We start from the raw sequence: 24936 nt of genomic DNA, 5'->3' as shown, positions 1-24936 counted from the left end.
GCTTTTTAATGCCTGCAAAATCAGTCACTTTTCTAATAGTGAGTAACGATTAGAAATAAAGATGCTCATTTTCACAATTTTCAAGAGGTTACGTGCGATATGCTTCTCATGGTCGACAACTATGACTCCTTTACTTATAACATCGTCCAATATTTTGGCGAACTGAATCAAGAAGTAAAAGTAGTCCGTAATGATGCCGTGACATTGGAAGATATAGAGCGATGGCAACCTAAGTATTTAGTGATTGGCCCCGGCCCGTGCTCGCCAAGTGAGGCAGGAATTTCTATTCCTGCCATTCAGCATTTTGCTGGCAAAATTCCTTTACTGGGCGTTTGTCTTGGTCATCAAAGTATGGGGCAGGCATTTGGCGGTGATATCGTGCGTGCCAAACGTGTCATGCATGGCCGTCTGTCTGATATGTACCACAGTGATACCGGGATTTTCAGCAATCTTCCTTCTCCATTTCCTGCAACGCGCTATCATTCACTGGTGATTGATCAAGCTACCTTGCCCGAATGTCTGGAAGTCACCTGCTGGACCAATGAAGCGGATGGCTCTATGGAAGAAATTATGGGTGTGAAACATAAGACATTGCCGGTCGAAGGCGTGCAGTTCCATCCTGAATCGATTCTGAGCCAGCATGGTCATCAAATCTTTAAAAACTTTCTCGAAATTTATGCCTAAGAACATCTTATGAATATTCAACAAGCTTTAAGCAATATTACTAAAAACATTCACCTGACTCAGGATCAAATGCAAGACGTGATGCGTGCCATCATGTCAGGTGAAGCGACCGATGCCCAGATTGGTGCCCTGCTGATGGGCTTACGCCTAAAAGGCGAAAGCATTGATGAGATTACTGCAGCTGCACGTGTTATGCGTGAACTGGCTACCAAAATTGATGTCAGTGATATTCCATATTTAGTGGACATCGTGGGTACAGGTGGTGATGGCCAGAACCTGTTTAATGTTTCTACTGCTTCTGCATTTGTAATTGCAGCAGCGGGCGCAACCATTGCCAAACATGGTAACCGCGGCGTTTCGACCAAATCAGGTTCGTCGGATTTACTGGAACAGGCCGGGATTAACCTGGACCTGAATATGCAGCAGACTGAACGCTGTATCCGTGATGTCGGTGTCGGCTTCCTGTTTGCACCGAATCATCATCAAGCCATGAAATATGCAATCGGCCCACGTAAAGAATTGGGGATTCGCAGTATTTTCAACCTACTCGGTCCTTTAACCAATCCGGCTGGCGTACAACGTCTGGTCATTGGCGTATTTTCCAATGAACTCTGCCGTCCGATTGCGGAAGTTATGAAACAGCTCGGTGCTGAACATGTGATGGTAGTACATTCACGTGATGGTCTGGATGAAATCAGTATAGCCTCTTCAACTCATGTTGCTGAACTGAAAAATGGCGAAGTCACCGAATGGGAAATTATTCCTGAATCGGTCGATATTGAATCGCAAACTCTGACCGGACTGATTGTGGAAGATTCTGCGCAAAGTCTGGCTTTAATCAAAGATGCACTGGGCAAGAAAAAATCAGACATCGGCGATAAAGCCGCCAATATGATCGCGCTGAATGCCGGCGCAGGTATTTATGTCTCCGGTTTGACCAGCAGCTATAAGCAAGGTGTTGCGCTGGCACATGACATTATCTATGGCGGTCAGGCACTTGAGAAAATGAGTGTACTGTCTGAATTTACCAAAACTATTAAACATTACGAAGCTTAATTCGGTCAGGGATTTTGATCATGGTGGATATCGCAAATACAATTTTAGGCAAAATTGTTGACCGTAAAAAAGAAGAATTTGCCCTACGTTTAAAGCAGAAAAGCTATAAAGATCTGGAAGAACTGGCACAAGGTGCATCACCTGTGCGTGGTTTTGCCCAGTCTTTAGTGTCGAAACGTCCGGGTGTCATTGCTGAAATTAAGAAAGCTTCGCCATCCAAGGGCATTATTCGCGAGAACTTTAACCCTGCGGAAATTGCAGCACAGTATCAGGAGGCAGGTGCAGCCTGTTTATCGGTGCTGACCGATGTAGACTTTTTCCAGGGTCACGATGACAACATTCAGATTGCCCGTTCACATTGCGACCTGCCTGCACTGCGCAAAGACTTTCTGATCGATCCTTATGGAGTTATCGAAGCACGTGCCCTGCATGCAGACTGTATCTTGCTAATTGTGGCTTGCCTGTCTGACCAGCAGTTAGAAGAAATGTCTAAAACTGCATTTGAACATCATCTGGATGTACTGGTTGAAGTTCACGATGAAGAAGAACTATCCCGTGCTTTAAAACTTTCTGATCGTTGTCTGCTCGGTGTAAATAACCGTAATTTAAAAACCTTTGATGTGGATTTAAACACATCATTACGTTTGAAAAAATTACTGGACCCTTCACGCCTGCTGGTGACTGAAAGTGGTATTGCCACACCTGCGGATGTTGCGATGATGCAGAAAAATGATATTCACGCCTTTCTGGTCGGCGAAAGCTTCATGAAACAACCACGTCCGGATCATGCTTTCCGCGATCTGTTTGGTGAGCCTGAAGCGGTTTAAAATGTAAATGCTCACCTAAGCATTAAAAAAGCCCAATCTCAGGATTGGGCTTTTTTATTTTCAATATTGAAAAGTAGATCATAGATTCTCGAGCGTATTTAAAATCCTCAGCAATGTCATGAACGCAATTCAGTTCTCCTTTGTCTATTTTCAGACTATAATTCTTGTAAATTCCGCATCTCCCTTGTTTTTACATTATGAGTAAACACGATTCTTCATTATCTAAAGATCAGTACAACCTGCTGAAATCTTTTAAGAAGCAAATTACACAGCCGCAAACACCTGCGGTCGTTGCTGCACCTGTTGAAAAGACTGTCGAGCAAGAAGCGTTAGAAGAACTGGAATTATTCCGCAAGCAAATGCAGGGCGTACAAAAAATTGAATCGGGAAATACGGTTCAACTGGACAAACCACGCAAGAAAAAGCCGGATGCACAAATCTTGGCAAAGCGTGCAGCGGCTACTGGCCCGCTGGAAACAGAGGCAATGGCTTTATCAGATACTCAGGCCATGCTCAATCCTGTCGGCAGTCAGGCCAACTTGAGCTATCGCATCGCCACCTTGCAGCATAAAGTGTTTGAAGACTTGAAAGCCGGTAACTTGCGCTGGTTTGAAGCTGTGGATCTGCATGGCTGTACCGTGGAAGAAGCGCGTCAAGCCGTGCTGCAGATTATCCAGATCGCCAAAGATGAAAACCAGAACGTGATTAAAATCATACATGGCAAAGGTCCGGAAGCGATTTTAAAAACCTATGTCAACGGCTGGCTGCGTCAGCATCGCGATGTTTTGGCTTTTGTCAGTGCACCTGAAAAGCAAGGTGGTACCGGTGCGGTATTGGTTCTGCTCAAACGTGCAGAAAAGAATCCAAAGTTCAAACAGTAAACGGTTTTAGCCTCAAAACAAGGCATTGTAAAAGTTTTCTGCTACAATGCCGTCCTTGTTCATTCTCAGTTTAAGTGAATACGTCATATGACTATGCAGCAATCCTACGCAAACATTCTTACTGCCGTTGGCGAAGATCTAAATCGCCCTGGTCTCAAAGATACGCCTGTGCGCGCTGCGAAAGCATTTTCATATTTAACCTCGGGTTATAGCCAGACACTTGAAGAAGTGACCAACAAGGCGGTCTTCCCTTCCGATAACCGTGAAATGGTACTGGTTAAAAACATCGAATTTTATTCGCTATGTGAGCATCACTTATTGCCATTTTATGGCCGCGTACATATCGCCTATTTGCCAGAAGGTCATGTTTTAGGCCTGTCTAAATTTGCCCGTATTACTGAAATGTTTGCACGCCGTTTGCAGATTCAGGAAAATCTGACTCAGCAAATTGCAGAAGCAGTGGCTGAAGTCACCAAAGCACGCGGTGTTGCAGTAATGATTGATTCTGCGCACATGTGCATGATGATGCGCGGTGTAGGCAAGCAGGAATCAACCACACGTACGGTATCATTTATTGGTGATTTTAAAACCGACAAAGAAACACGTCGTGAATTTTTAAGTGCGGTTCCAGAAAGCTATTAATTATTAAAGCTTAAAAATAAGTTACTCAAAGCCTCGATCATTCGGGGTTTTTTGCTTTTAAAGGAAGAGGATATCAATACTTAATTCAAAAGCTCACTTGCTATAAATAACACCTGGTAACAGGGTTTAAAGACCTGTCCCAAAACTTGCTATGTTTCAGTCTAGAACTCAAACAATTCCTGCTTGTGTTTGCAACAAGCCTACACTTGGATACACGATAAAGTTTTAATCCTGCCGCTCTCCCATTAAAGTAATTTGAAGTTGATATACAGCAAAGCGCTTTATATCTTTCTGATTGATTTTTAATGATAAGGAAAGTAACCATGGCGAATAGTAAAAATAACCAGGCGAAAGACAGCAAAAAATCAGCAAAAACTGCTAAAAAGACCCAAGATGAGAAACTGAAAAAGTCGAATAAGAGTAGTGACAAAGACAGTGATCGCAAAGTCACTAAAAAAGCGGCGAGCAGTAAATCTAAAGCGGCATCTTCTAAGAAAGACAATGCCAGCAAAGATGAAAAAGTGAAGGCGAAGAAAAATTCGAGCTCAAAAGCCAGTGATAAAGCGAAAGACCAAAAGACCTCTTCCGCGAAAAAACCGGCTAAAGCGAAAAGCAGCAACAAGAGTAAAGACGACACTAAAGTGAAAAAGTCTTCTTCAAAAAAATCGGCGCCTGCTAAAAAGCAGTCGAGTAGCTCCTCTAAGAGCAAGTCAACCAAGGCTAAAACCTCGAAGACCAGTTCAAAAAAATCGAAGTAAAATGAAAGCCCCTAGCTCTAAATGACAGGGGCTTTTCTGTATCTTGTCCTTTCGTTTTTATAATTTGTATTAGCTGAAATATTGAGTCATTTTAAATTTCAGAAAAGGCCGAATATGAAGTCATCTGCCAAAGTAACCCCACCAAAACGTCCGTCACGTGTAGTTTCGAATAGTTTTGATTATTTTCTGGACTTTGCAAAGATTAATTTTCGTAAACGACCCCAGCTCTACCGGATTGGCCGTGGTGAACAAGGTGTATTACTGGTTGAGCCTTATAAATCGGAAATCCTGCCACACTGGCGCTTTGCAGATGAAGCAAAAGCCCAAGCGAGTAGCGAGTAGCGAGTAGCGAGTAGCGAGTAGCGAGTAGCGAGTAGCGAGAAAATCTATCAGCTTTTCTTGGACTATTTAAAGCAAGAAGATTTTATCGGTGCGGACATGGCACGCAAGTTTTTACAGATGGGTTTCACCCGTGCCCGATGTTATGCCAATCATAAAGGTGGCAAAAAATACGATGGCCCGGTTCCGGAGGATAAAAAAGGCTTGAGTGGTGCGCATGGCCGTTCCGAGCTGCCACGTAATCATGAAGATCCGGTTAAAGCCGCTGCTGCCAAAATCTTTAAACAGAAATGGGATGAAGCTAAAAATCATCCCGAATATCTCCAGCAAAAACAGAAATTTCAGGAATTTATAGAGCAGCAGTCTGCAACTGGCTAAAAACCTTTCATTTAAACTGAGAGTGGCTGTGCGACAGGGTTCAAGGACTGATGAGCCATATAAACTCTGTTACGCCCGTTGTTCTTCGCCATATACAAGGCAGAATCTGCCGCATTCAGGAAGCGCTGATAATCCGGATGTCCATCATAAAGCACACAACCAATACTGACCGTAAATTTAAACTGCTGGCCTTGTGCCGAATTAATCATGCCATTTTCAATATATTTACGAATACTTTCGGCAATATTCAGGGCACGTTTCTCATCAGTATCCACCAGTAATAGCAAAAACTCTTCACCGCCGACCCGGAAAGCATAATCACTGCCCTGACTGTATTTTTGCAATGCTTCGGCCAGAAATTTCAAGGCCAGATCACCTGCTGCATGTCCAAATTTGTCATTAATACTTTTGAAATAATCAGCATCAATGGCAAGTAAAGACAAAGGCGTATGATTCTTACGGGAAAAAGTGATTTCACGTGAAATAATGGTATTCAAATAACGACGATTCAATAACTGGGTCAATGAATCATTACCTGATTCAATATATTCGGCCACCTGAAATAACTGATCTACTAACAACTGAATCTCACGGTTCAAGTCACGGATTCGTTGGATCAGTCCCAGCATATTGTTTTTGTCCGTACAGTCCATAATATCTTGATTAAGTTCATCGACTTGATAAATTCGTTCAATGATTAAATCGACCTGGTCAGAGCCGGTAAAAGCATAAGAGGCTTTATGAATAAACCATAAACCAAATTCCGACTTGGACAACATCGGATGATTCAATTTTTCATGCTCAGAAAAGACCTTGAACATGAGCTCATTTTCCCAGTCTAGCAATGAACTGCGCTGTTTATCTTTTTGTACGGCCACATCCTGCATCGCTGAAAAAACACGATAACTGTGTTTAATTTCCTGATTCATGGCTGTTTTGGCTTCATAAGATCGGCACATGACTTCTGTGGCAAACCCCATGATCTGGACAATATAACTGCAGGTAGTCAACATACTGTGATGAGGATTCTCATCCAGCAGTTCAAACATTTTACGCTCAATTTCACGTACACCGCGCATGATCAGCCAGGATGGAATTCCGACACGCGCATGCACATGCCCCACCATCGCCTGTTTCTGCACGGCATCGGCATAGCGTTTATTAATCCCTACACCAAAGCTTTCAAGTAGCCAGGCATTTAAAGTGTCGCGCAAGCGCTGTTGAATCAAGTCATCGGAAAAGAATTCTGCAGATTCCTTTTCAATGAGCATGTTTTTATAGAATTCTTCCACCAGAATCAGGGAATGATCTTGAATAAAATGAAAGGCATGCAATAAGTCATCAGATGAATAATTTTGACAGATCTGTTCCCATTGCTCGGCCAGTCTTGCCATGCATTCATTATTCATACTGTCTGTTCCCCAAAACCTTGCAATTTGTACTCACATTATGTGATAAATATAACAAATATCAGGTATTTTTCCTAAAATATCGACCAGATTATTTGTACCAAATCAAGCCAATCTTTTTATACAAGGGAAAACTAAACAGTAGCCTCATGGATACACAGCACTTTATCAATAGTTTTAAATAAATCTTAAAAATACCGAATCAAACCAAGACTCCATTGATCCCAGTCTTTGGACTGCTGTTGCTGATATTCCCAAGACAGCCGAAGTGCATGTTGTGGATTGAATGCATATTGGATTTCAGTATTCAGTTTCAGCTGCCAGCGATGCGAATCTTCCCAATAAGGCAGTTCCACCTGCACCAGACTGTTGATCTGATCGCTCCAGATATTCTGGCACCCCACAGTAGGGCCTGCACCTACGCGCCAGCCCTGATCCAGTGCCTTGCCTGCCTGTAGCTGAGTTTGCATTTGTGCATAACATAGATGTTCACGGCTGGCATTTGCCCAGCTATAACCACCCTGAGTTTTTAAGCTGGCGACGCCATGCTGTTCATCGTCACTAAACTGGCCATGCGCATCCAGTGCCTCCTGTTTCCAGCCCAAATTAAAACCCCAAGATAATGGCGTATTAAACGGATTGACCGGGTTATAGGAATTGACAGTAAATAGATCCAGATGTTCCAGCTTGAGCTCACTGTCACGATATTGCAAAGCCCCATCCAGAAACAGCAATTGTGTGCCGGTTCGAAAACCGCCTTGCGGGTCGATGAGATCATGATAAGCCTGCCGATGCCCTAGCTGGACAAAGGATTCACCCTGAACCTGTCCGGCCTGAAGACTGATATTCCGTGCATGATGGCTTTGTACCGGGTCTATTTTTGGACGTTCAGGCGCTTTACGCTGCTTCTCGATATTCAGCTGACTTCTTAAGCCTAATAACTTGCGAAAACGTGGCTGGGAAAATGATTTATCGACTGTTTGTCGGAGAAAGTCCAGATATAAATGATCATAGGCCATTTCCAGAATTTTGGCCTGATCTTCTGCCGGATAGGGCTGCAAGATTGAAGGCATTGCACCTGTTTCTGCATAAGCCAGCTGATGCGCAGTTTTTGCCAGCGCTTTGCCATGCTGTCTGGACTGTGCCAGCAATTGAGTTTCAAGCGCCGGACGGTAAACTTTCTGTTTGATCAAGCCCTGCTGTTCTACTACTTTTAGTGTTTCAATCGGAATCGCAGTCGAATTAAACTGTTTCTGTAGATTTAGCTCGGGACGTACCAGATCAAACAGTCCCAGTAGGCGATAAGCGCAATTATCACTGATAAAATAATAAGGGAAACTTACATTTTGCATTTCCCAGAGATGCTGTACCAAAAACCTGGTTTCTTGCGGACTTAAGTTTAATTCATATTCCCACAAATCCCGGCTTTCAAAGTCACCATACTCTTTGACCTTGCGGTAATACGGCATCAGTGAATATTCACCCGGATATTGTCCAGTCAGCCCTTTCCAGGCAAAGGACCAGTTGTCATTGCCATCGACCGTCGCAGCATAGTTGACCGCATAAGAAATCAGATTGAGTTGTTGCTGGTCTTTAGGGTCCAGACGCAACAAGGTATGACCAAACATCGAGCTGGGATTACCCATAAAATCCGTGGCATAGATCAGGGTTGCCTCATAAGGCTTGACCTCGCCAATCCATTTATCCAAATCCGGGCAACTGACCGCAGGCAATTGTTGCTCGGAAATATTCAATTGCTGCATTAACCAGCTGCTGCGTGCAGGAAACTTACAGCGGACGGACTGATTCGGCTCTGCGCTCAGGAATAAAGCCTGAATGTTATGCTGCATTTCTTTTTTTAGATCAGTTTTTCCCTGCTCTGCCAGGAAATAGCCCGAATAGTTAACCTCGCTATGACCTTGGGGATTGGCATACATGAGACGTTGCCAGGTAGTGCTCTGATCCAGACGCTGAGTTTCGGCCTGAGCGATATAATACTGGATGTCTGGATTAATTTCGCTAGAAAAACTTAAAGGGCTGAATGTCAGGCCCAACATGAAGAACGCATATTTCATTCAGTTAACTTATTCTCATCAATTTCTTTTAGTCATAAGAAAACCCTGCCAGAACAGCAGGGTTTTTAGGGTGCGGATCAGATGTAGGATTTCAATACTTCATCTTTGGCCATCACAGTTTGTAAGGTGCTTAAAACTTGTAATGTATTCTGGTTTTCTTCGGAATAAATTTCAGAGAAATTCTGCTTGGAAACGCTAAAGAAACGAGCTTTATCTTCAGATTTAATATTCAAAAGTTCAGCCAGAACATTCAGGCTTTCACCCTCTCCAACTGCCATATCACGCGCCAATGCTTCAGCGTTTTCATTGGTAAAGGTCACCACTTGAGCGGTTACGGTACCGCCCTGGCTACAACCTAAAGTACCAAAAGTGATCCCGAGCCACTGATTCGTGAACAGAACGTTGGTCGTACCTGCAAAGAGTTTAGGAATAATACCAGACTGACCCGCCCATACCTGGCTTCCGATACCACAACCGACATCTCGGTCAGCCATCGCCATGCTTGAACCAGTCGCCAATACCGCCGCCAGCATAATTTTTTTCAACATAGTTATTCTCCAATTATTCTCATGCAATCTTTGTTATTACTCTAATAATGTAATTTAAATTACATACTCAGCAGAGTAGCGACAAGTCAAGTTTGGCGCAATTGAAAAAATGTATGCTTTACATAAACATAACCTGATTGATTTTACTGTTCCTTGAGCGCCCAATCGCCTTGTGAATTACGCTGTCCCAAAATTTTCAGCACCAACACCAGACTCAGCAGTAACAACAAATACCAGGAGCCCAGTTTGCCCCATCCCACCATATGCCATTGCTCAATCTGGCTTGGATAGAGCCAGATCTGGTAAAAGGTACTGATATTCTCGGCAATCCAGATAATAAACGCCAGAATCAGCAGTACGGGTAACATCGGCAACTGAAAAGTATGCCGATTCAGCTGAAAGCGAATTCTGGTTTTCCAGAACATGATCACGCTCCAGACAAATAAAATCACCCGATAATCGGGAATAAAAAACTTGCTCATAAAGTTGATATAAGACAAGACAGCCAATGTCAGCATATGGCTAAAACGCGGCAATTTTTCAAATGAAACCTGATATAGACGTAAAGAGCGCGCAAAAAAACTGCCGACCGCAGAATACATAAAACCGGCAAATAAAGGCACGGTCAGGATTTTAAATATTGCGGGTTGAGGGTAATGCCAGGAAGCAATTGCCGGATGGGTCAGGAAGATTTCCATCACCATGGCCATGAGATGAAATAACGCAATCACTTTGGCTTCAGCCCAGGATTCCAGTTTGGTATAGAGCAATATCACCTGAATCAGCAAAGCAAAAAAAAGCAGATAGTCATACCGGTAAAAACCAATGAAGAGATCGCTGCCCATAGAAGCAGTCAGCGCAAAAGCGAGCAGGAGTAAAATCCCAAATAAGGCAGCCGAAGCTGCCTTATAAGTAAATTCAAACCCTGATTTGAATAGATCGATCAAGGTTTACATCCTAAAGATATTTGGCACTATACTCATGTACGGTATCAATAAATGCTTTTGGATTCGCCGGATCAACCCACTGGGTAATACCATGACCTAAATTGGCAATATAACCGGTTTTCTCGCCATTGGCATAGGCATCATCCAGCATGGCTTTTGTCGCTTTAATGATGGTGTCTGATGAACCATATAAAGTTGCAGGATCCAGGTTACCCTGAAGTGCTGCACGACCAGCAACCGTTTGACGAGCGACATTCAATGGCGTGGTCCAGTCCAGACCAAATGCATCTGCGCCTGTCGTAATCATCGGTTCCAACCATTGACCGCCACCTTTGGTAAACAGAATTACCGGAATCTTGCGGCCGTCTTTCTCACGTTGCAAACCAGCGACAATCTTCTGCATATAGTTCAGCGAGAACTCGATATATTCACGATGTGCTAATGCCCCACCCCAACTATCAAAGATCTGTACCGCTTGTGCACCCGCATCGATCTGCGCATTCAAATATTCAGTCACTGCATCAGCCAGACGATCCAGTAAAGCATGCAAAACTTCAGGCTGCGCATACATCATCTGTTTGGTAAAACGGAAATCCTTGCTTGAACCACCTTCGACCATATACGTTGCCAGAGTCCATGGACTGCCCGAGAAACCAATCAGAGGAACCTGACCGCTCAGGGCTGAACGAATGGTCGAAACGGCATTCATCACATAATCCAGATCCGACTTGGCATTAAATGCAGGCAGATTGGCTACATCCTGTTCGGTACGGATGGTCTTGTGAAATTTCGGGCCTTCACCAGCTTCAAAATACAGCCCCAGTCCCAAAGCATCCGGAACCGTCAAGATATCTGAGAATAAAATCGCGGCATCAAGATCATAACGGCGCAAAGGCTGCAAAGTCACTTCACAGGCCAGTTCAGTATTCTTGCAAAGCGAAAGGAAATCTCCTGCCTTGGCACGCGTTTCGCGGTACTCAGGCAAATAACGGCCAGCCTGACGCATCATCCATACTGGCGTAGCATCTACAGGCTCACGCAACAATGCGCGCAGAAAACGATCATTTTTTAAGGTCGTCATTCACATTCCCATCTTTCTTTGACATTGCCAACATCATAGCAAAAAGGCCGCAGTTTTAATAACTTCTGGCAACTTTAAAAACCGATCGGATTGAACGGCAACCTAGTGATTTACACAAAACAACTACTGCATCTCCACATTTTTTCTGTAATACTTATAGTGTTTTTTCACATAGTTAAAGAAATAATTCTTAAGGTTGAGTTACATGTTCGTTCGCACAATGCTCGCTGTGAGTCTAGGTTGCATTTTCGCAGGTCAAGTTTTTGCCGCGTCTACTGCTGAACAACCATTAAAACCCCAAGTGGTGACTGATGTTGCAGTGCAAGATCCGATTGATCCATTAGCAACTGAAGCTTCAGCGGCCCAAGCAGCACCTGCAGAAGCGCAAATTACCGCACAAGAACAACAAGACTTAAAACAGGCATCTGAAGCGCTGAATAAGCTACAGGATACCGAAGAGCAGACTGCTTCTATTGGCGCAGCACCAAATACCAAAGCACCGACTAACTCTGCAGCGACCAAAGCTTCGTGGACTTTAGACGGTTTAAACAATGCCCAATGGTATGAAAATATCGGTGCAGGTCAATTCCCAGTTTACGCACGTGCGCATGTCATGCTGAATAATGCTCATGCATCACCGGGTGCGATTGACGGAACCAGCGGTAAAAACACACTAAAAGCGATTGCATCTTTCCAGCAAATGAATGGCATTAAACCGACAGGTGTTTTGACTCAGGAAACCTGGGATAAACTAGTTGCACGTCAGGGTTCTAAGCCAACCTTTGTTGAATACACCATTACTGAAAAAGATCTGGCAGGCCCATTTGCCAAGTCTATTCCTTCAGATTATGCGTTACAGGCAAAAATGAAAGGCTTGTACTACACGCGTGTCAGTGAAATGTTGAGTGAAAAATTCCATATGGATGAGAATTTTTTAAAGAAACTCAATCCAAATGCCAACTTTAATAAAGTTGGTGAAAAATTACTGGTCAGTAATGTACGTAATGACTTGCCTGAAGGTATTCACTTGATTGTTGCACATAAAGGCGCGAAACAACTGTACTTATTTAATAGTAAAAATCAAATGATCGCGTCATTCCCTGCCACCATTGGTAGTGCGGATACACCATCTCCAACCGGAACCTATAAAGTAACAGGTGTTGCACCAAACCCTTGGTACAGCTACTCACCTTCTAACTTTGTACAAGGTAAAAATTTAAAACCACTATCTTTACCACCGGGTCCTAACGGTCCTGTCGGGAATATCTGGATTGGTTTAAGCAAGAAATCATTTGGTATTCACGGAACACCAAACCCGTCTAGCATTTCGAAAACAGCATCACATGGTTGTATTCGTTTGACTAACTGGGATGCCAATGATCTTGGCCGTAAAGTCAAATCTGGCGTAACGGTTCGTTTCTTAGAATGATGATCGGTCTGCCGATTTGAATAAAAATAGCCTGCTTTTGAGCGGGCTTTTTTATTCCTTATGTTTACTTTCAGCTCTTTCGTTGCAAAAATGCAATGATCTGTCGCCTATTTGAGATTTTTTCAGTTATAAAACGACAGTATGATGATCTCAAGTTAAAAATAATGTCGAGATAAAATCATGAATGCTTTTCTACATCCTAGCGAAAATCGTGGTCATGTAAAAATGGGCTGGCTGGAGTCTAAACACAGTTTCTCATTTGGTAACTGGTATAACCCAAAGTATATGGGTGTCAGCGCTTTACGTGTCATTAATGATGACCTGATTGATGGACATCAGGGTTTTGGAACGCATCCACATGACAATATGGAAATCCTGACCTGTGTGCTGAAAGGAACCATTACCCATCAGGACAGCATGGGCAATCATGGCGGAATCGCTGCGGGTGAATGGCAACTGATGAGTGCAGGAACAGGTGTGCGGCACAGTGAAATGAACCAAGGCGACGAACAGGTCCATTTACTGCAAATCTGGATTATTCCAAATGAACGTGATGCCAAGCCGAACTATCAGCAAATCCGTCTTGACCCGCATGAGCAACCGAACCAGTGGCATTTGATTTGTGGTCCGAATGAAAATGCACCGATGCATATTCGTCAGAATGCCGAAGTCAAAACTGCGGTGATTCAGCAAGGCCAAAGTCTGGAAGTGAAAGCGACCCAGCATATTAATTATGTACATGTTGTTTCTGGCACTGTCCAGATCGCTGAACATACAGTTGAAGCTGGCGGCGCAATTGCTTTTCTAGATGATACAGAAATTAAAGCAAGCGAAGATGCGCAAGTGATCTGGTTTGATTTGCCGGAAGTACCCAACTAAGCTTTTAAAGCTCTCAGCTCTAATGGCTATTGATCCCAGTGATTAATAGCCATTTTTTATACATATAATCGTAAATAAGAAATAATAGGTGGCAATATCATAATAAGGTTTCCTAACCAAGAAAATTATGCCTGCTACCTATACAAATCCAACCAATTCTCATCACATTTTTACCTAAGCAATGCATTATTTAGGTGAATATAAACTGATCCATTTCTATGGAATCCAGTGCTGTATAGCTTTGATCATTCGCGACTGGTTTTGATATTGTCTTTTGCAGCCATAAAGTGAATTAATCTTTTCATGTAGGTTAAATAAATAGAAGAGCATATTCGTATGAACCAGATTTTAGAGATGCAAAGCATCCAGCAACAAGCTTTGTTTTATTTATTAGCCTTTTTAAAACAACAAGATTATCAGTTCACGACCATTACACCACTTTCCCACCAGCGAATTCTGAATCGGAAAAAGAATGAAATTTATAAGCACAGAACCCTTCAGGATATCTTTGGCTGGAATCTAAACTTTAAAAAAACTGATCTTGATCCCGTTCTGTTTGAATTATTGCAAGAACATCAACTTCTACAGGTTCAGGAAGATCAATACTTGAGTCAGATTCGAGTTTCTTCACTCGATGGCGAACTCTTTATTCATTCAGCTTTTCCGACTACTCAGCAAGATGCGGTATTTTTTGGCCCGGATACGTATCGCTTTATCTATCATCTCAAGCAATATCTAGCCACCGAACCTCGCCCTTTCAAACGGGCTGCTGAAATATGCTGTGGCACCTCTGCTGCTGCCATCAGTATCGCCAAATACTTTCCAGATCATGAGGAAATCTTTGTAGCAGATCTAAACCCCAAAGCCTTGCTCTATAGTCAGCTCAATATTGATTTTTCGGGTTTTACTTCAATCTCTCCGGTGCAAAGCAATTTATTTTCCAATCTTGAAGGTCAGTTTGACCTGATTTTTGCCAATCCACCTTATTTAATTGATCCTGAGCAACGGCAATATCGTCACGGAGGTAATGAGCTCGATGGCAATGAATTATCTTTTAAAATTATAAAACAAGGCCTGCAAAGGCTAAATTCAGGCGGCCGTTTATTTTTATATACCGGCGCCACCATCACACGAAATGGCAATCGATTTTTACAGTATCTGCAAGACCTGATGCAGCAGCATCAAAATATTCACTGGTCTTATGAGGAAATTGATCCGGATATTTTTGGTGAAGAATTAGAGCAACCTGCTTATCAGCATGTGGAAAGAATTGCTCTGGCTCTGATTAAGATTGAAGTATGCGATTAAAGAATATCTGTTTATAAATTATCGACTTTTTAAATATCGAACCTCTTCAAGATCCGTTTTTTTTAAATCATTCTGTAAAATTCATCAGCAATAAAAAACCCCAATCTTTCGATTGGGGTTTTTAAAATTTGGCGGAAGCGGTGTCCGTCTAACAGTAGCCCTACACAGTCTAATCAAATATTATAAAAACATATATTTCAATTATTTAATATTTTTATCATCCAAAGTCATCTTGCCCAATCCTACCATTTCCAGTATTTTATGAGGGGTAGGTTGTGGGGTAAATAAAGACATGCCAAAGAAATCTAAAGAGCTATCTGCACTCAGTGTAGCAAAAATTAAGAAGACTGGGCGACATACTGTAGGGGGCGTTGATGGCCTTTGCCTGAATGTTGAAGGTAACTCCCGTGTCTGGATTTTGCGTGCAGTAGTAGGAAAACGTCTGGATAAAGATGGGAAGTTAAAACCACATCGTCGTGATATTGGTATCGGCTCCTACCCTGAAGTTTCTTTAGCTGAAGCCCGTGCCAAAGCCACTGAATTGCGATTACAAATACGAAGCGGTATTGATCCAATTGCTCATAAGCAGCAACAGCTTAAAAAGCTTCATGAGCAGCAGCTACGAAATAAAACATTTATTGAATGTGCGAAAATCGTTATTACCAATAAAACTCGTGAGCTCAAGAATCAAAAACATATTGGGCAATGGTCATCTACATTGGAAACTTATATCTATCCAACGCTGGGTAACCTTATCATCGGTACCATTACCAAAATCGACATTGCAGAAGCTCTTAAACCCATTTGGATTGAAAAAAATGAAACAGCTAGACGTATTCGTGGTCGTATAGAAACCATCTTCGATTATGCTAAAGCGATGGGATATTTTGTGGGTGATAACCCAGCCGCTTGGAAAGGTAATCTTGAGCCTATCTTAGGTAACTTAAAGCAAGAATCCCGCCCACACCCATCCCTACCTTATGAACAGGTTGCTGAGTTTATCCAGCATCTGAGACAGAAAAAAGGAATTTCACCAAAGGCACTAGAATTTACAATTTTAACTGCATGTCGTTCTGGGGAAGTTTTTGGGGCCAAATGGCAGGAAATTGATTTTAAGAATAAAGTTTGGATCATTCCTAAAGAGCGTATGAAAGCAGACAAAGAACACCGTGTGCCCCTATCTCAAGAAGCGATTAACTTACTTGAATCCATCCAAGAATATACTCAGCCGCAAGATTTTATTTTTCCAGCACCACGCAATGGCGGAATGCTATCTGACATGTCATTGACTACTCTGATCAAGCGTATGCATGAACAAAAGCTTAAAGAAAATGGCTTAGGCTATATTGATCCTAAGCAGAATCGTGTGATTACTACACATGGTTTTAGATCAACCTTCCGAGATTGGTCAGCAGACAAAACCGATTACCCTCGTGAAGTTTGTGAACATGTACTTGCACATAAATTGCCAGATGAAGTTGAAGCTGCTTATTTACGCGGAGCTTATCTTGAAAAACGTAAGAGTTTGATGGCAGATTGGGCTAATTTTTGCACTTAAACCAACTTAATGTATTTAAAGTATTAAAATTAAAGCAAGTCAGGCACTCTAATCAAACTAAATCGAGTGATTTCCTCAATTGATCAATACAATTAACTTTCAATACGATATTGGAAAGTATTTTTAACATTCAACACGCTAGTCGGTTTGCCATCGACGAGACGAGGCTGATATTTAAAAGTGAGAGCAGCCTGAATCGAAGGTCGTACAAACAGAGATGGATCCGGAAATTTGAACAACTCCTATAAGTGATATTCTGCTCCTCAAATGATGTTATAAACATCAATATATGGAGTATTTTATGGCACGTAGACCAAGAAGAAATCATTCAAATGACTTTAAGGCCAAGGTAGCACTTGCTGCGATCAAAGCAGAAAAAACACTTGCTGAATTGAGTTCTGAGTTTGATGTTCATCAAAACCAAATTATTGACTGGAAAAATCAATTGATCTCAGCTTCCTCGCAAGCTTTCGATCAATCAAAAGCTCCATCAGAACCACCCATCGATCTAAAAAAACTACATGCAAAAATCGGTGAGCAGGCATTAGAAATTGATTTTTTAGAAGGTGTGTTGAAGAAACTGGGCCGCTTCAACCACAAAAGTTAATCGATCACTCACTTCAGATTTCAGTATCTAAACAAGCTAAGTTACTGAAAGTCTCTCGTGGTTGTTATTATTATCGCCCAAAACCTGTTACCTCATCAGATCTGAAGCTGATGCGATGTATTGATGAATTACATATGCAATATCCTTTTGCAGGCAGTCGTATGATGCGTGATTTGTTGAATCGTCAAGGGCATCATATAGGACGACGTCATACACGTACTTTAATGAAGAAAAATGGGTATTCAGGCGTTATATTGCAAACCAAATTTAAGCCAGGCTAATCAAGCTCACCGTAAATATCCATATCTGCTCAAAGGATTGGCTATTCAGCGCAGTAATCAAGTGTGGTCTACGGATATAACGTATATCCCTATGGCAAAAGGCTTTGTTTATTTATGTGCTGTGATTGATTGGCATAGCCGCAAGGTACTTGCGCATAGGGTATCGATTAGTATGGAGGTGGATTTTTGTATTTCGGCATTAAATGAAGCGATTGAAAAATATGGATCACCTGAAATATTGAATACAGACCAAGGCAGTCAGTTCACCAGTGATGCATTTATTGATGTATTAAAATCAAATGGCATTCAAATCAGTATGGATGGTAAAGGTCGATGGGTAGATAATGTGATGGTTGAACGATTATGGCGGAGCGTTAAATATGAAGAGGTGTATCTCAAAGCTTATAGCAGTGTCACAGAAGCGAAAAAGCAATTGAGTGCATATTTTGAGTTTTATAATCTGAAACGACCTCATTCGAGTCTGGACATGAGAAGCACTGCTTCGCAAGGCTAAATGAGTTTTACTATGACCAGCTACCACAACAAAATAAGGTAGCTTAACTAGAGCGGAATATCACTTATAAATACGCTTTTAGTTGTTCAAACAAGTGGAACCACCTCTGTTTTTACATCAACATAAACTTGACTGATCTGTTGAATGACAGCCATCGCCTTAGTATCAGCTTGACCAACCAATGCACCTTCCGTCACTAAAATCTGACCAATACGACCAGAAATCGGTGCTGTAACCGTAGAATATTTTAAGTTCAATTTTTGTCTGGTTAATGCTGCTTTTAGTTGAGCAACATCGGCTATCGCTTGACGATACGCTGTCTCAGTATTGTTATATTCTTGCTGGCTAATTGCATGGCTTGACAATAATTGTTCCTAACGACCAAGAAGCGATTTTAAACGCATCACTTCTGCCTGAGCACGTTGTAATGTGGCTTGATTACTCTCCACATCTGCTTGCAAGATATCGGAGTTAATTTTGAATAAAGGCTGCCCTGCTTTGACATCAGAACCTTGTGTAAATAAAACCTTTTCCACAATCCCTCCGACTTGTGGACGAATTTCTGCAATTCGGTAGGCTGCTACGCGTGCAGGAAGATTTTCAATAAGATGAATTGGTTAATGCTGTGCAGTAAACACGCTCACAACCGCGGGTGGCTGTTCAGTTTGAATTTCTTCAGCATTTTGTTTACAGCCCATAATCATGGCTGCACTCATCCCTAATGCACAAAGCTTAAGATGAAAGTGATTGTTCATTCTAACTACAATAAAATTAATGATGGTTGCTATTGTTAAAACTGAGTGTCAAATTTCAGCCAATATTGTGTTGAGATTGTGTGGAGAGTATCTTTAATTATATTTGCAATTAGTAATTTTAAAATTTTGGCTAACAATCATTTTCAGATATCACATTGTTAAACAATATCTTTTCCATGCATAATCAAGTTGTTATCTACAGTTTTGCATCGTTTTGATTACAAAGAGCTTTATTGCACAAATCTACTGATAAAGCCTTATTCCGCAATATAATTCGTAAATGAATAAGCCTACACATAGAATCTATCATACAAAGAATTGACCTTACCACAACTCTACATTTATTAACTTATTCAATAAACTCAAATAACTATATAAAAACCCAAATTATCTTAAATATTAATGGTTTAGATCAGTCTCAAATTTTGAGTATTTTTTCACCAAAGTGGAACGCTAATAAAAATATTCTAAATAACATTTCACATAAAATTCACTATCAGATACATACTCTTTAATTGGAAGTAAAACGCTGAAATTTATAACTGAAAAAAATTTAGGCGATGCTTTTAAGATAGATTAAGTAAGTTGTATCAAATATAAATTTATATAGGTGTATTCTTCAGTGGCTATAGAATTTGTTTCCAAATCAAAGTTACCTACAGCGTTTGGTGATTTTGAAATTATAGCATTTCAAGACCAAAGTACTGGTGAAGAACATATCGCTCTTGCCAAAGGCATGGATACTATTTCTAATCAACCTGTACTCGTCAGAATTCATTCGGAATGCTTAACAGGTGATGCTTTTGCTTCACTGAAATGTGACTGTGGCCCCCAATTACATTCAACCATGAAAATGATTAATGACGCTGGTCAAGGTGTGATTTTATACCTTCGCCAAGAAGGTCGTGGCATAGGATTAACCAATAAAATTCGAGCCTATGCACTCCAAGATCAAGGACATGACACTCTCGATGCCAACTTATTATTAAATTTACCAGCAGATGCTCGTAAATATGACATGTGTACTATTATGTTAGATTATTTAAAAATAAAGAATGTAAAACTCATTACAAATAATCCGTTTAAAATTAAATCTTTAACTGATTTAGGAATTAACGTTGTTGAACGTATTCCTTTAAAAGTAGGTTTAAATATCTTTAACAAAGCTTATCTAGAGACGAAGCAAAAACGTATGTCACATCTGTATGATAATAGTGATTTCTAAAAAGTGATCACTTTCAGAAAAAACTCCACATCCAAAGTTCCATCTCCCTTAGGCTTTGTTGCACAAAGATTTCATAACTATATGATTTTAGAAGTTTTGATTACTTTTTGATCCAAAATTAAATTTATTTAAATCAGATGCTTACATATTTATGCAACAAAGCCGAACTCCGATTAACACTCTTGGTTACAGGGTGTGCTGCAATGGTCTTGTGCGCTGTAGCATTTATGACCTATCTGGGTATCAACCAGATTTTAATTGCTCAACAAGATCGGGCTTTGGTTGAACGAATTGAGCGACTGGAAATTTTGCTACAAGACAGTAGCAATATTGAACAGATTATCGCTCGTCCGAAGCTGTATCAAAATATGTTGGGAAATCAGGATAATTTGTTTTTATTGATTCAAGGCAATCAGATTCTCATCAACATCAATCCTCTTGGCATTCCGCTGCCTGAATTTACCCATCAGCCCCAAATTCAATTCCAAGATTTATCGGTTCATACTTACCCCACCCGTATTGCTTGGAAAACCATTCAAATCAATCAGCAGCCCTATGTGTTAATTGCAGGCAAACAGTGGTCTGAACGTTTAGCCATCATCTCGCCTTTTCAAAAACGTCTTTTTATTTATGTGTTTACGGGCATCTTGGGCATTTTCATACTCTGTGCCATTGCTAGCCATCTGGGATTGAACGCATTAAGAACTCTGCGAGAACAGACTCATGCCATTAATATTCACAAACTTGAGCAGCGACTCAATCTGATTCATCCCCCTCAAGAGATTGAACAACTAGCATCCGATATCAACGCCATGCTTGACCGTATTGAAATGGGATATAGCCAACTGAATCGCTTCTCTGAAGACATTGCGCATGAATTTAGGACCCCATTGAATAATTTAATCGGGTGGTGTTTCAAAAAGTATGCTGAAAAAAACAATATGGCTTTTGATAAAATAGAGGTATGAAAATAACGCTACAAATCAAATGTCCTACCTGTCTAAGTAACAATATAAAGAGAAATGGCATCAAAGTAGATGGGGAACAAAACCATCAGTGCAAAGATTGCAAACGTCAATTTATTGGTGATCATGCATTAAGCTATCAAGGGTGTAACTCAGGTATTACCGGCAAGATATTACATTTAATGGTCAGAGGAAGCGGTGTAAGAGATATTGCTGAAGTCGAGCGTATCAGCATTGGCAAGGTATTACGAACCTTAAGTGAATCGATCTATCAGATTCAGCCTAAACAAAGCCACTACGAATGTCTTGAAGTCGATGAACTTTGGACTTTTGTAGGGAATAAGAAAAATAAACAATGGCTTATTTATGCCTACCATCGAGAATCTGGAGAAGTTGTTGCTTATGTTTGGGGTAAGCGGGATTTAGCAACGGTTCAACGTCTTAAAGCTAGACTTAAAAAGCTTGGGGTTCAATATGCTGGAATTGCGAGTGATCATTGGGATAGTTTTATCACAGCATTTCAATGTTGCAAGCAAGTGATCGGTAAGTTTTTTACCGTCGGTATTGAAGGTAACAATTGTAGAATTCGTCATCGAATCAGGCGTGGATTTAGGAGAAGTTGCAACTTTTCTAAAAAGCTCGAAAATCATTTTAAAGCCTTTGATTTGACTTTCTTTTACCTTAATAACGGATTTGTTTAACGCCAGCATACTTTTTGAAACACCACCAGTTTTTTAAACTACATTCCTTAGTCTTCTAAATACAGCTAAAAGTAGCCAATCCAATCCAAAATTTGATGAGGGGTAGGTTGTGGGGTAAAACTACAGACAAAAAATAAGCCCTTATAAAAACAAGGGCTTATTTAGATATTTGGCGGAAGCGGTGAGATTCGAACTCACGGAGGACTCACACCCTCGTCGGTTTTCAAGACCGGTGCATTAAACCGCTCTGCCACGCTTCCATGGGCGCAATAATACGGAGCTTTTGTCCGGCTGACAAGTGAAAATTACAGTGAATGCAATCAACTGCATATAGTTTCATCAAATCCTTACAGTTTAGCTGCTAATTCCGCTCCCTCACGAATGGCGCGCTTGGCATCGAGTTCAGCAGCCAGTTTTGCACCGCCAATAATATGATACTGCGCCAAGGTATTTTCCCCAGCACTCGGCATCAGGTCTTTTACCGATTCCTGACCTGCACATACCACAATGGTATCCACACGCAATAATTGAGCATGGCCATCTACCTCAATCCATAAGCCTTCATCCGTGACAGATTTATATTGCACACCGCGCAACATCCGCACGGCATGTTTTTTTAACTGGGCACGATGTACCCAGCCTGAAGTCTTGCCTAGTCCTGCGCCAAGCGGTGTCTTTTTACGTTGTAATAGATAAATTTCCCGTACTGGAGGTTCTACTTCAGCACGCTGTAACCCGCCTTCAGTCACATAATCTGGATGAGAATCTACACCCCATTCACGCTTCCACTCATCCACAGGTTGCGGCTGTATTTGATGCGGTGGCTTTAATAAAAACTCGGACACATCAAAACCGATCCCGCCTGCGCCAATGACCGCAACACGATCACCGACAGGTGCGCCACGTAGCACTTCTGCATAAGATAATACTTGTGGTGCCTGACTGCCTTCGATATTCAAGGCACGCGGCACAACCCCTGTAGCCACAATCACCTCATCAAAACCCTCACGCTCCAACTGCTCGCGGTTGACTCGGGTATTGAGACGCAGATCAACTCCAGTTTTTTCTAGCTGCACTTTAAAATAACGAATCGTTTCGTGAAACTCCTCTTTCCCCGGAATGACTTTAGCCAGGTTGAACTGTCCGCCTACTTCATGACTGGCCTCAAACAGCGTCACATCATGCCCGCGACTGGCTGCGACAGTAGCCGCTGACAGACCTGCAACACCACCACCAATCACTGCAATACTTTTCGGTTTTTTGGTTTTGACATAGACCAGTTCGGTCTCATAAGCGGCACGCGGATTGACCAGACAGGTTGCGCGCTGGTTTTTAAAGGTATGATCCAAGCAAGCCTGATTACAGGCGATACAGGTATTGATTTCATCAACACGATTGGTTGCGGTTTTGTTGACCCAGAAAGCATCGGCCAAAAGTGGACGTGCCATCTGTACCATATCTGCCTGACCAGAGGCCAGAATCGCCTCGGCAGTGTCTGGCATATTGATCCGGTTAGAGGCAATCACCGGCACCGAAACATGTTTCTTAACTTCAGAAGTGTAATCGACAAAAGCAGCTCGAGGCACGGAAGTCACAATAGTTGGAATACGTGCTTCATGCCAGCCAATCCCGGTATTAAGCAAAGTAATCCCCGCCTTTTCCAAAGCTTTAGCTACGGTAATCACTTCCTGCATGGTATTGCCATCATGTACCAAATCGAGAAGCGACAAACGGAAACAGATGATAAATTTCTCGCCAATTTCCTCGCGAATGGCTTTGACAATTTCTACGGCAAAACGCATCCGGTTTTCAATCGGGCCACCCCAACGGTCGCTACGCTGGTTGACATGACGACTTAAAAACTGATTCAGTAAATAGCCTTCCGAACCCATAATTTCTACGCCATCATAGCCAGCCTTTTTGGCAATACTGGCCGTGTTGACATAGTCCTGAATGGTATTCAGGATCTGTTTATCTGACATTTCACGCGGTTTAAAAGGAGAAATTGGCGATTTGATTGGACTTGCCGACACCACAAAAGGCTGATAGCCATAACGTCCGGCATGCAGAATTTGCAAAAGAATTTTGGCGCCATGTTTATGCACTGCATGCGTCACCAGACGATGTGGCGCAATATCTCCCAAGGTATTCATGGTGCCGCCCGCCGGCAACAACCAGCCTTGACGGTTTGGCGATATTCCACCCGTAATCAGCAAACCTACGCCACCCTTGGCACGTTCGCCAAAATACGCTGCAAGTTTAGGATAATTATAGAAGCGGTCTTCCAGACCAGTATGCATCGACCCCATTACGACCCGGTTTTTAATGGTGGTAAAACCTAAATGCAGTGGTTTTAAAATGTTGGCATAGCGCGTCGTGGTCATAACAAATCCCTGATTATATTTGGCTGAGCAAGTCATTCCCTTACTTTAACTGATTTTTAGGGGCTTTTTATGACCCGGAGTTCAGCATTTTCAGGCACAAATATCAATCTTCGAAACAGTTCTTTCTATACATGACGAATTAGTTCTGCCATTGTCGTGCGCTGGATTTCCATAATGCAATCACGCCCAATACTGTACCAATTGGAAAACTCAGCAACATCAGAATAGCCATTATTCTGGATAAAGTACGTCCTGAACCATTGCCCTGCTTCACCTTTATACTGGCCTGGATATTAAAAAACATCAACAAGCCTAAAAGCAGCAGCACCACACCTAAACTCAGCATGGAAATACTGGATTGCTGATATTCAAGATATAAAAACAGCACTGTACTAAAACCAATCAGGCCGGCATAAATCCCATGCAACAGTGCCAGTGTTTCATTCTTGGTTTTAGGATTTAAATTAGGTAAAGGTGGGATATGAGTCGCCATGCTTTTATTCCTGTTTTATCTGGTTTTTAAATTATTCGGCTGAATATAACCAATTTTTTACTTTTTCAGCAGGATTCTGGTTAAAATCGTGCGATTTATGATTATTTAAGCCTATTGAATAGAGATTTTAAAACGAGTTTTTCTTTTCTAAAGCAAACCTAAATAAATTAATGATACAATTGATGCAATATGTATTTTTTCAGGCCACCAAT

General features: G+C 41.7%; 19 protein-coding genes, 1 tRNA gene and 4 pseudogenes. 15 read left to right on the top strand and 9 right to left on the bottom strand.

The window, feature by feature from the left end:
* Positions 1 to 99 precede the first annotated feature (99 nt).
* The 7 genes and pseudogenes from HGD77_RS05245 to HGD77_RS05215 all read left to right on the top strand — a co-directional run bounded on the left by HGD77_RS05245 (position 100) and on the right by HGD77_RS05215 (position 5565).
* Positions 100 to 684 carry an anthranilate synthase component II gene (locus HGD77_RS05245; protein ID WP_004279590.1) on the top strand — a complete coding sequence of 195 codons (585 nt, stop codon included), beginning with the start codon at positions 100 to 102 and terminating at the stop codon, positions 682 to 684.
* A 9-nt stretch (positions 685 to 693) separates the two neighbouring features.
* A complete protein-coding gene (gene trpD / locus HGD77_RS05240) occupies positions 694 to 1740 on the top strand; it encodes an anthranilate phosphoribosyltransferase (protein ID WP_004279589.1) in 1047 nt (348 codons plus the stop codon).
* A gap of 20 nt (positions 1741 to 1760) precedes the next feature.
* Positions 1761 to 2567: an indole-3-glycerol phosphate synthase TrpC gene (gene trpC, locus HGD77_RS05235; protein WP_004279588.1), complete on the top strand. Its 807-nt coding sequence runs from the start codon at positions 1761 to 1763 to the stop codon at positions 2565 to 2567.
* 197 nt (positions 2568 to 2764) lie between these two features.
* Positions 2765 to 3448: a Smr/MutS family protein gene (locus HGD77_RS05230; protein WP_004279587.1), complete on the top strand. Its 684-nt coding sequence runs from the start codon at positions 2765 to 2767 to the stop codon at positions 3446 to 3448.
* A 93-nt stretch (positions 3449 to 3541) separates the two neighbouring features.
* A complete protein-coding gene (gene folE, locus HGD77_RS05225) occupies positions 3542 to 4090 on the top strand; it encodes a GTP cyclohydrolase I FolE (protein WP_004730181.1) in 549 nt (182 codons plus the stop codon).
* 323 nt (positions 4091 to 4413) lie between these two features.
* Positions 4414 to 4848, top strand: a complete 435-nt coding sequence (locus tag HGD77_RS05220) for a hypothetical protein (RefSeq protein WP_004646396.1) — start codon at positions 4414 to 4416, stop codon at positions 4846 to 4848.
* A 114-nt stretch (positions 4849 to 4962) separates the two neighbouring features.
* Positions 4963 to 5565 (top strand): annotated as a pseudogene (locus tag HGD77_RS05215) (DUF4385 domain-containing protein).
* Positions 5566 to 5576: 11 nt separating this feature from the next.
* Here the strand turns inward: HGD77_RS05215 and HGD77_RS05210 are convergent.
* From HGD77_RS05210 to hemE, 5 genes are all read right to left on the bottom strand, one after another.
* The gene (locus HGD77_RS05210; protein WP_004279580.1) at positions 5577 to 6974 is read right to left on the bottom strand and encodes a diguanylate cyclase; all 1398 of its coding nucleotides are present in this window, start codon (positions 6972 to 6974) and stop codon (positions 5577 to 5579) included.
* Positions 6975 to 7162: 188 nt separating this feature from the next.
* Positions 7163 to 9049, bottom strand: a complete 1887-nt coding sequence (locus HGD77_RS05205) for a DUF4105 domain-containing protein (RefSeq protein ID WP_138743265.1) — start codon at positions 9047 to 9049, stop codon at positions 7163 to 7165.
* A gap of 77 nt (positions 9050 to 9126) precedes the next feature.
* Complete coding sequence (locus HGD77_RS05200) at positions 9127 to 9597, bottom strand: DUF3015 family protein (protein ID WP_004279577.1); 471 nt, start codon at positions 9595 to 9597, stop codon at positions 9127 to 9129.
* 143 nt (positions 9598 to 9740) lie between these two features.
* Entirely contained in the window at positions 9741 to 10544 is an 804-nt protein-coding gene (locus HGD77_RS05195) for a DUF817 family protein (RefSeq protein ID WP_004279575.1), read from the bottom strand.
* A 10-nt stretch (positions 10545 to 10554) separates the two neighbouring features.
* Positions 10555 to 11625: a uroporphyrinogen decarboxylase gene (hemE, locus tag HGD77_RS05190; RefSeq protein ID WP_004279573.1), complete on the bottom strand. Its 1071-nt coding sequence runs from the start codon at positions 11623 to 11625 to the stop codon at positions 10555 to 10557.
* 205 nt (positions 11626 to 11830) lie between these two features.
* Between hemE and HGD77_RS05185 the strand changes: the two genes are divergently transcribed.
* From HGD77_RS05185 to HGD77_RS05160, 5 genes and pseudogenes are all read left to right on the top strand, one after another.
* Positions 11831 to 13054, top strand: a complete 1224-nt coding sequence (locus HGD77_RS05185) for a L,D-transpeptidase family protein (protein WP_004730187.1) — start codon at positions 11831 to 11833, stop codon at positions 13052 to 13054.
* A gap of 180 nt (positions 13055 to 13234) precedes the next feature.
* Positions 13235 to 13933 carry a pirin family protein gene (locus HGD77_RS05180; protein WP_004279570.1) on the top strand — a complete coding sequence of 233 codons (699 nt, stop codon included), beginning with the start codon at positions 13235 to 13237 and terminating at the stop codon, positions 13931 to 13933.
* Positions 13934 to 14269: 336 nt separating this feature from the next.
* A complete protein-coding gene (locus HGD77_RS05175; RefSeq protein WP_138743266.1) occupies positions 14270 to 15241 on the top strand; it encodes a methyltransferase in 972 nt (323 codons plus the stop codon).
* Between the two features lie 292 nt (positions 15242 to 15533).
* Positions 15534 to 16799 (top strand): tyrosine-type recombinase/integrase, encoded by a 1266-nt coding sequence (locus HGD77_RS05170; RefSeq protein WP_138743267.1) that lies wholly within the window; start codon positions 15534 to 15536, stop codon positions 16797 to 16799.
* A 301-nt stretch (positions 16800 to 17100) separates the two neighbouring features.
* Positions 17101 to 18248 (top strand): annotated as a pseudogene (locus tag HGD77_RS05160) (IS3 family transposase).
* Between the two features lie 54 nt (positions 18249 to 18302).
* On the opposite strand, the pseudogene HGD77_RS05155 reads toward HGD77_RS05160, so the two are convergent.
* Positions 18303 to 18956: pseudogene (locus HGD77_RS05155) on the bottom strand (efflux RND transporter periplasmic adaptor subunit); the annotation flags it as partial.
* A 622-nt stretch (positions 18957 to 19578) separates the two neighbouring features.
* Between HGD77_RS05155 and ribA the strand changes: the two are divergent.
* From ribA to HGD77_RS05140, 3 genes and pseudogenes are all read left to right on the top strand, one after another.
* Positions 19579 to 20181, top strand: coding sequence for a GTP cyclohydrolase II (ribA, locus tag HGD77_RS05150; protein ID WP_138743268.1), 603 nt, complete (start codon positions 19579 to 19581; stop codon positions 20179 to 20181).
* Between the two features lie 137 nt (positions 20182 to 20318).
* Positions 20319 to 21089, top strand: a pseudogene (locus tag HGD77_RS05145) (two-component sensor histidine kinase); the annotation flags it as partial.
* Between the two features lie 56 nt (positions 21090 to 21145).
* Entirely contained in the window at positions 21146 to 21847 is a 702-nt protein-coding gene (locus HGD77_RS05140) for an IS1 family transposase (protein ID WP_168730726.1), read from the top strand.
* 170 nt (positions 21848 to 22017) lie between these two features.
* On the opposite strand, the gene HGD77_RS05135 is transcribed toward HGD77_RS05140, so the two are convergent.
* The 3 genes from HGD77_RS05135 to HGD77_RS05125 form a co-directional block, all read right to left on the bottom strand.
* A tRNA-Ser gene (locus HGD77_RS05135) sits at positions 22018 to 22107 on the bottom strand.
* Positions 22108 to 22194: 87 nt separating this feature from the next.
* Positions 22195 to 24231, bottom strand: coding sequence for an FAD-dependent oxidoreductase (locus HGD77_RS05130; RefSeq protein WP_138742897.1), 2037 nt, complete (start codon positions 24229 to 24231; stop codon positions 22195 to 22197).
* Between the two features lie 139 nt (positions 24232 to 24370).
* Positions 24371 to 24724: a hypothetical protein gene (locus HGD77_RS05125; protein WP_004646383.1), complete on the bottom strand. Its 354-nt coding sequence runs from the start codon at positions 24722 to 24724 to the stop codon at positions 24371 to 24373.
* Positions 24725 to 24936 lie beyond the last annotated feature (212 nt).

The sequence above is a fragment of the Acinetobacter sp. NEB149 genome, assembly GCF_012516415.1.
GTDB classification, from domain to species: Bacteria; Pseudomonadota; Gammaproteobacteria; order Pseudomonadales; family Moraxellaceae; genus Acinetobacter; species Acinetobacter lwoffii_V.
The sequence above is the reverse complement of the archived record's forward strand: the minus strand, read 5'-3'. Positions and strand labels throughout refer to the sequence as shown.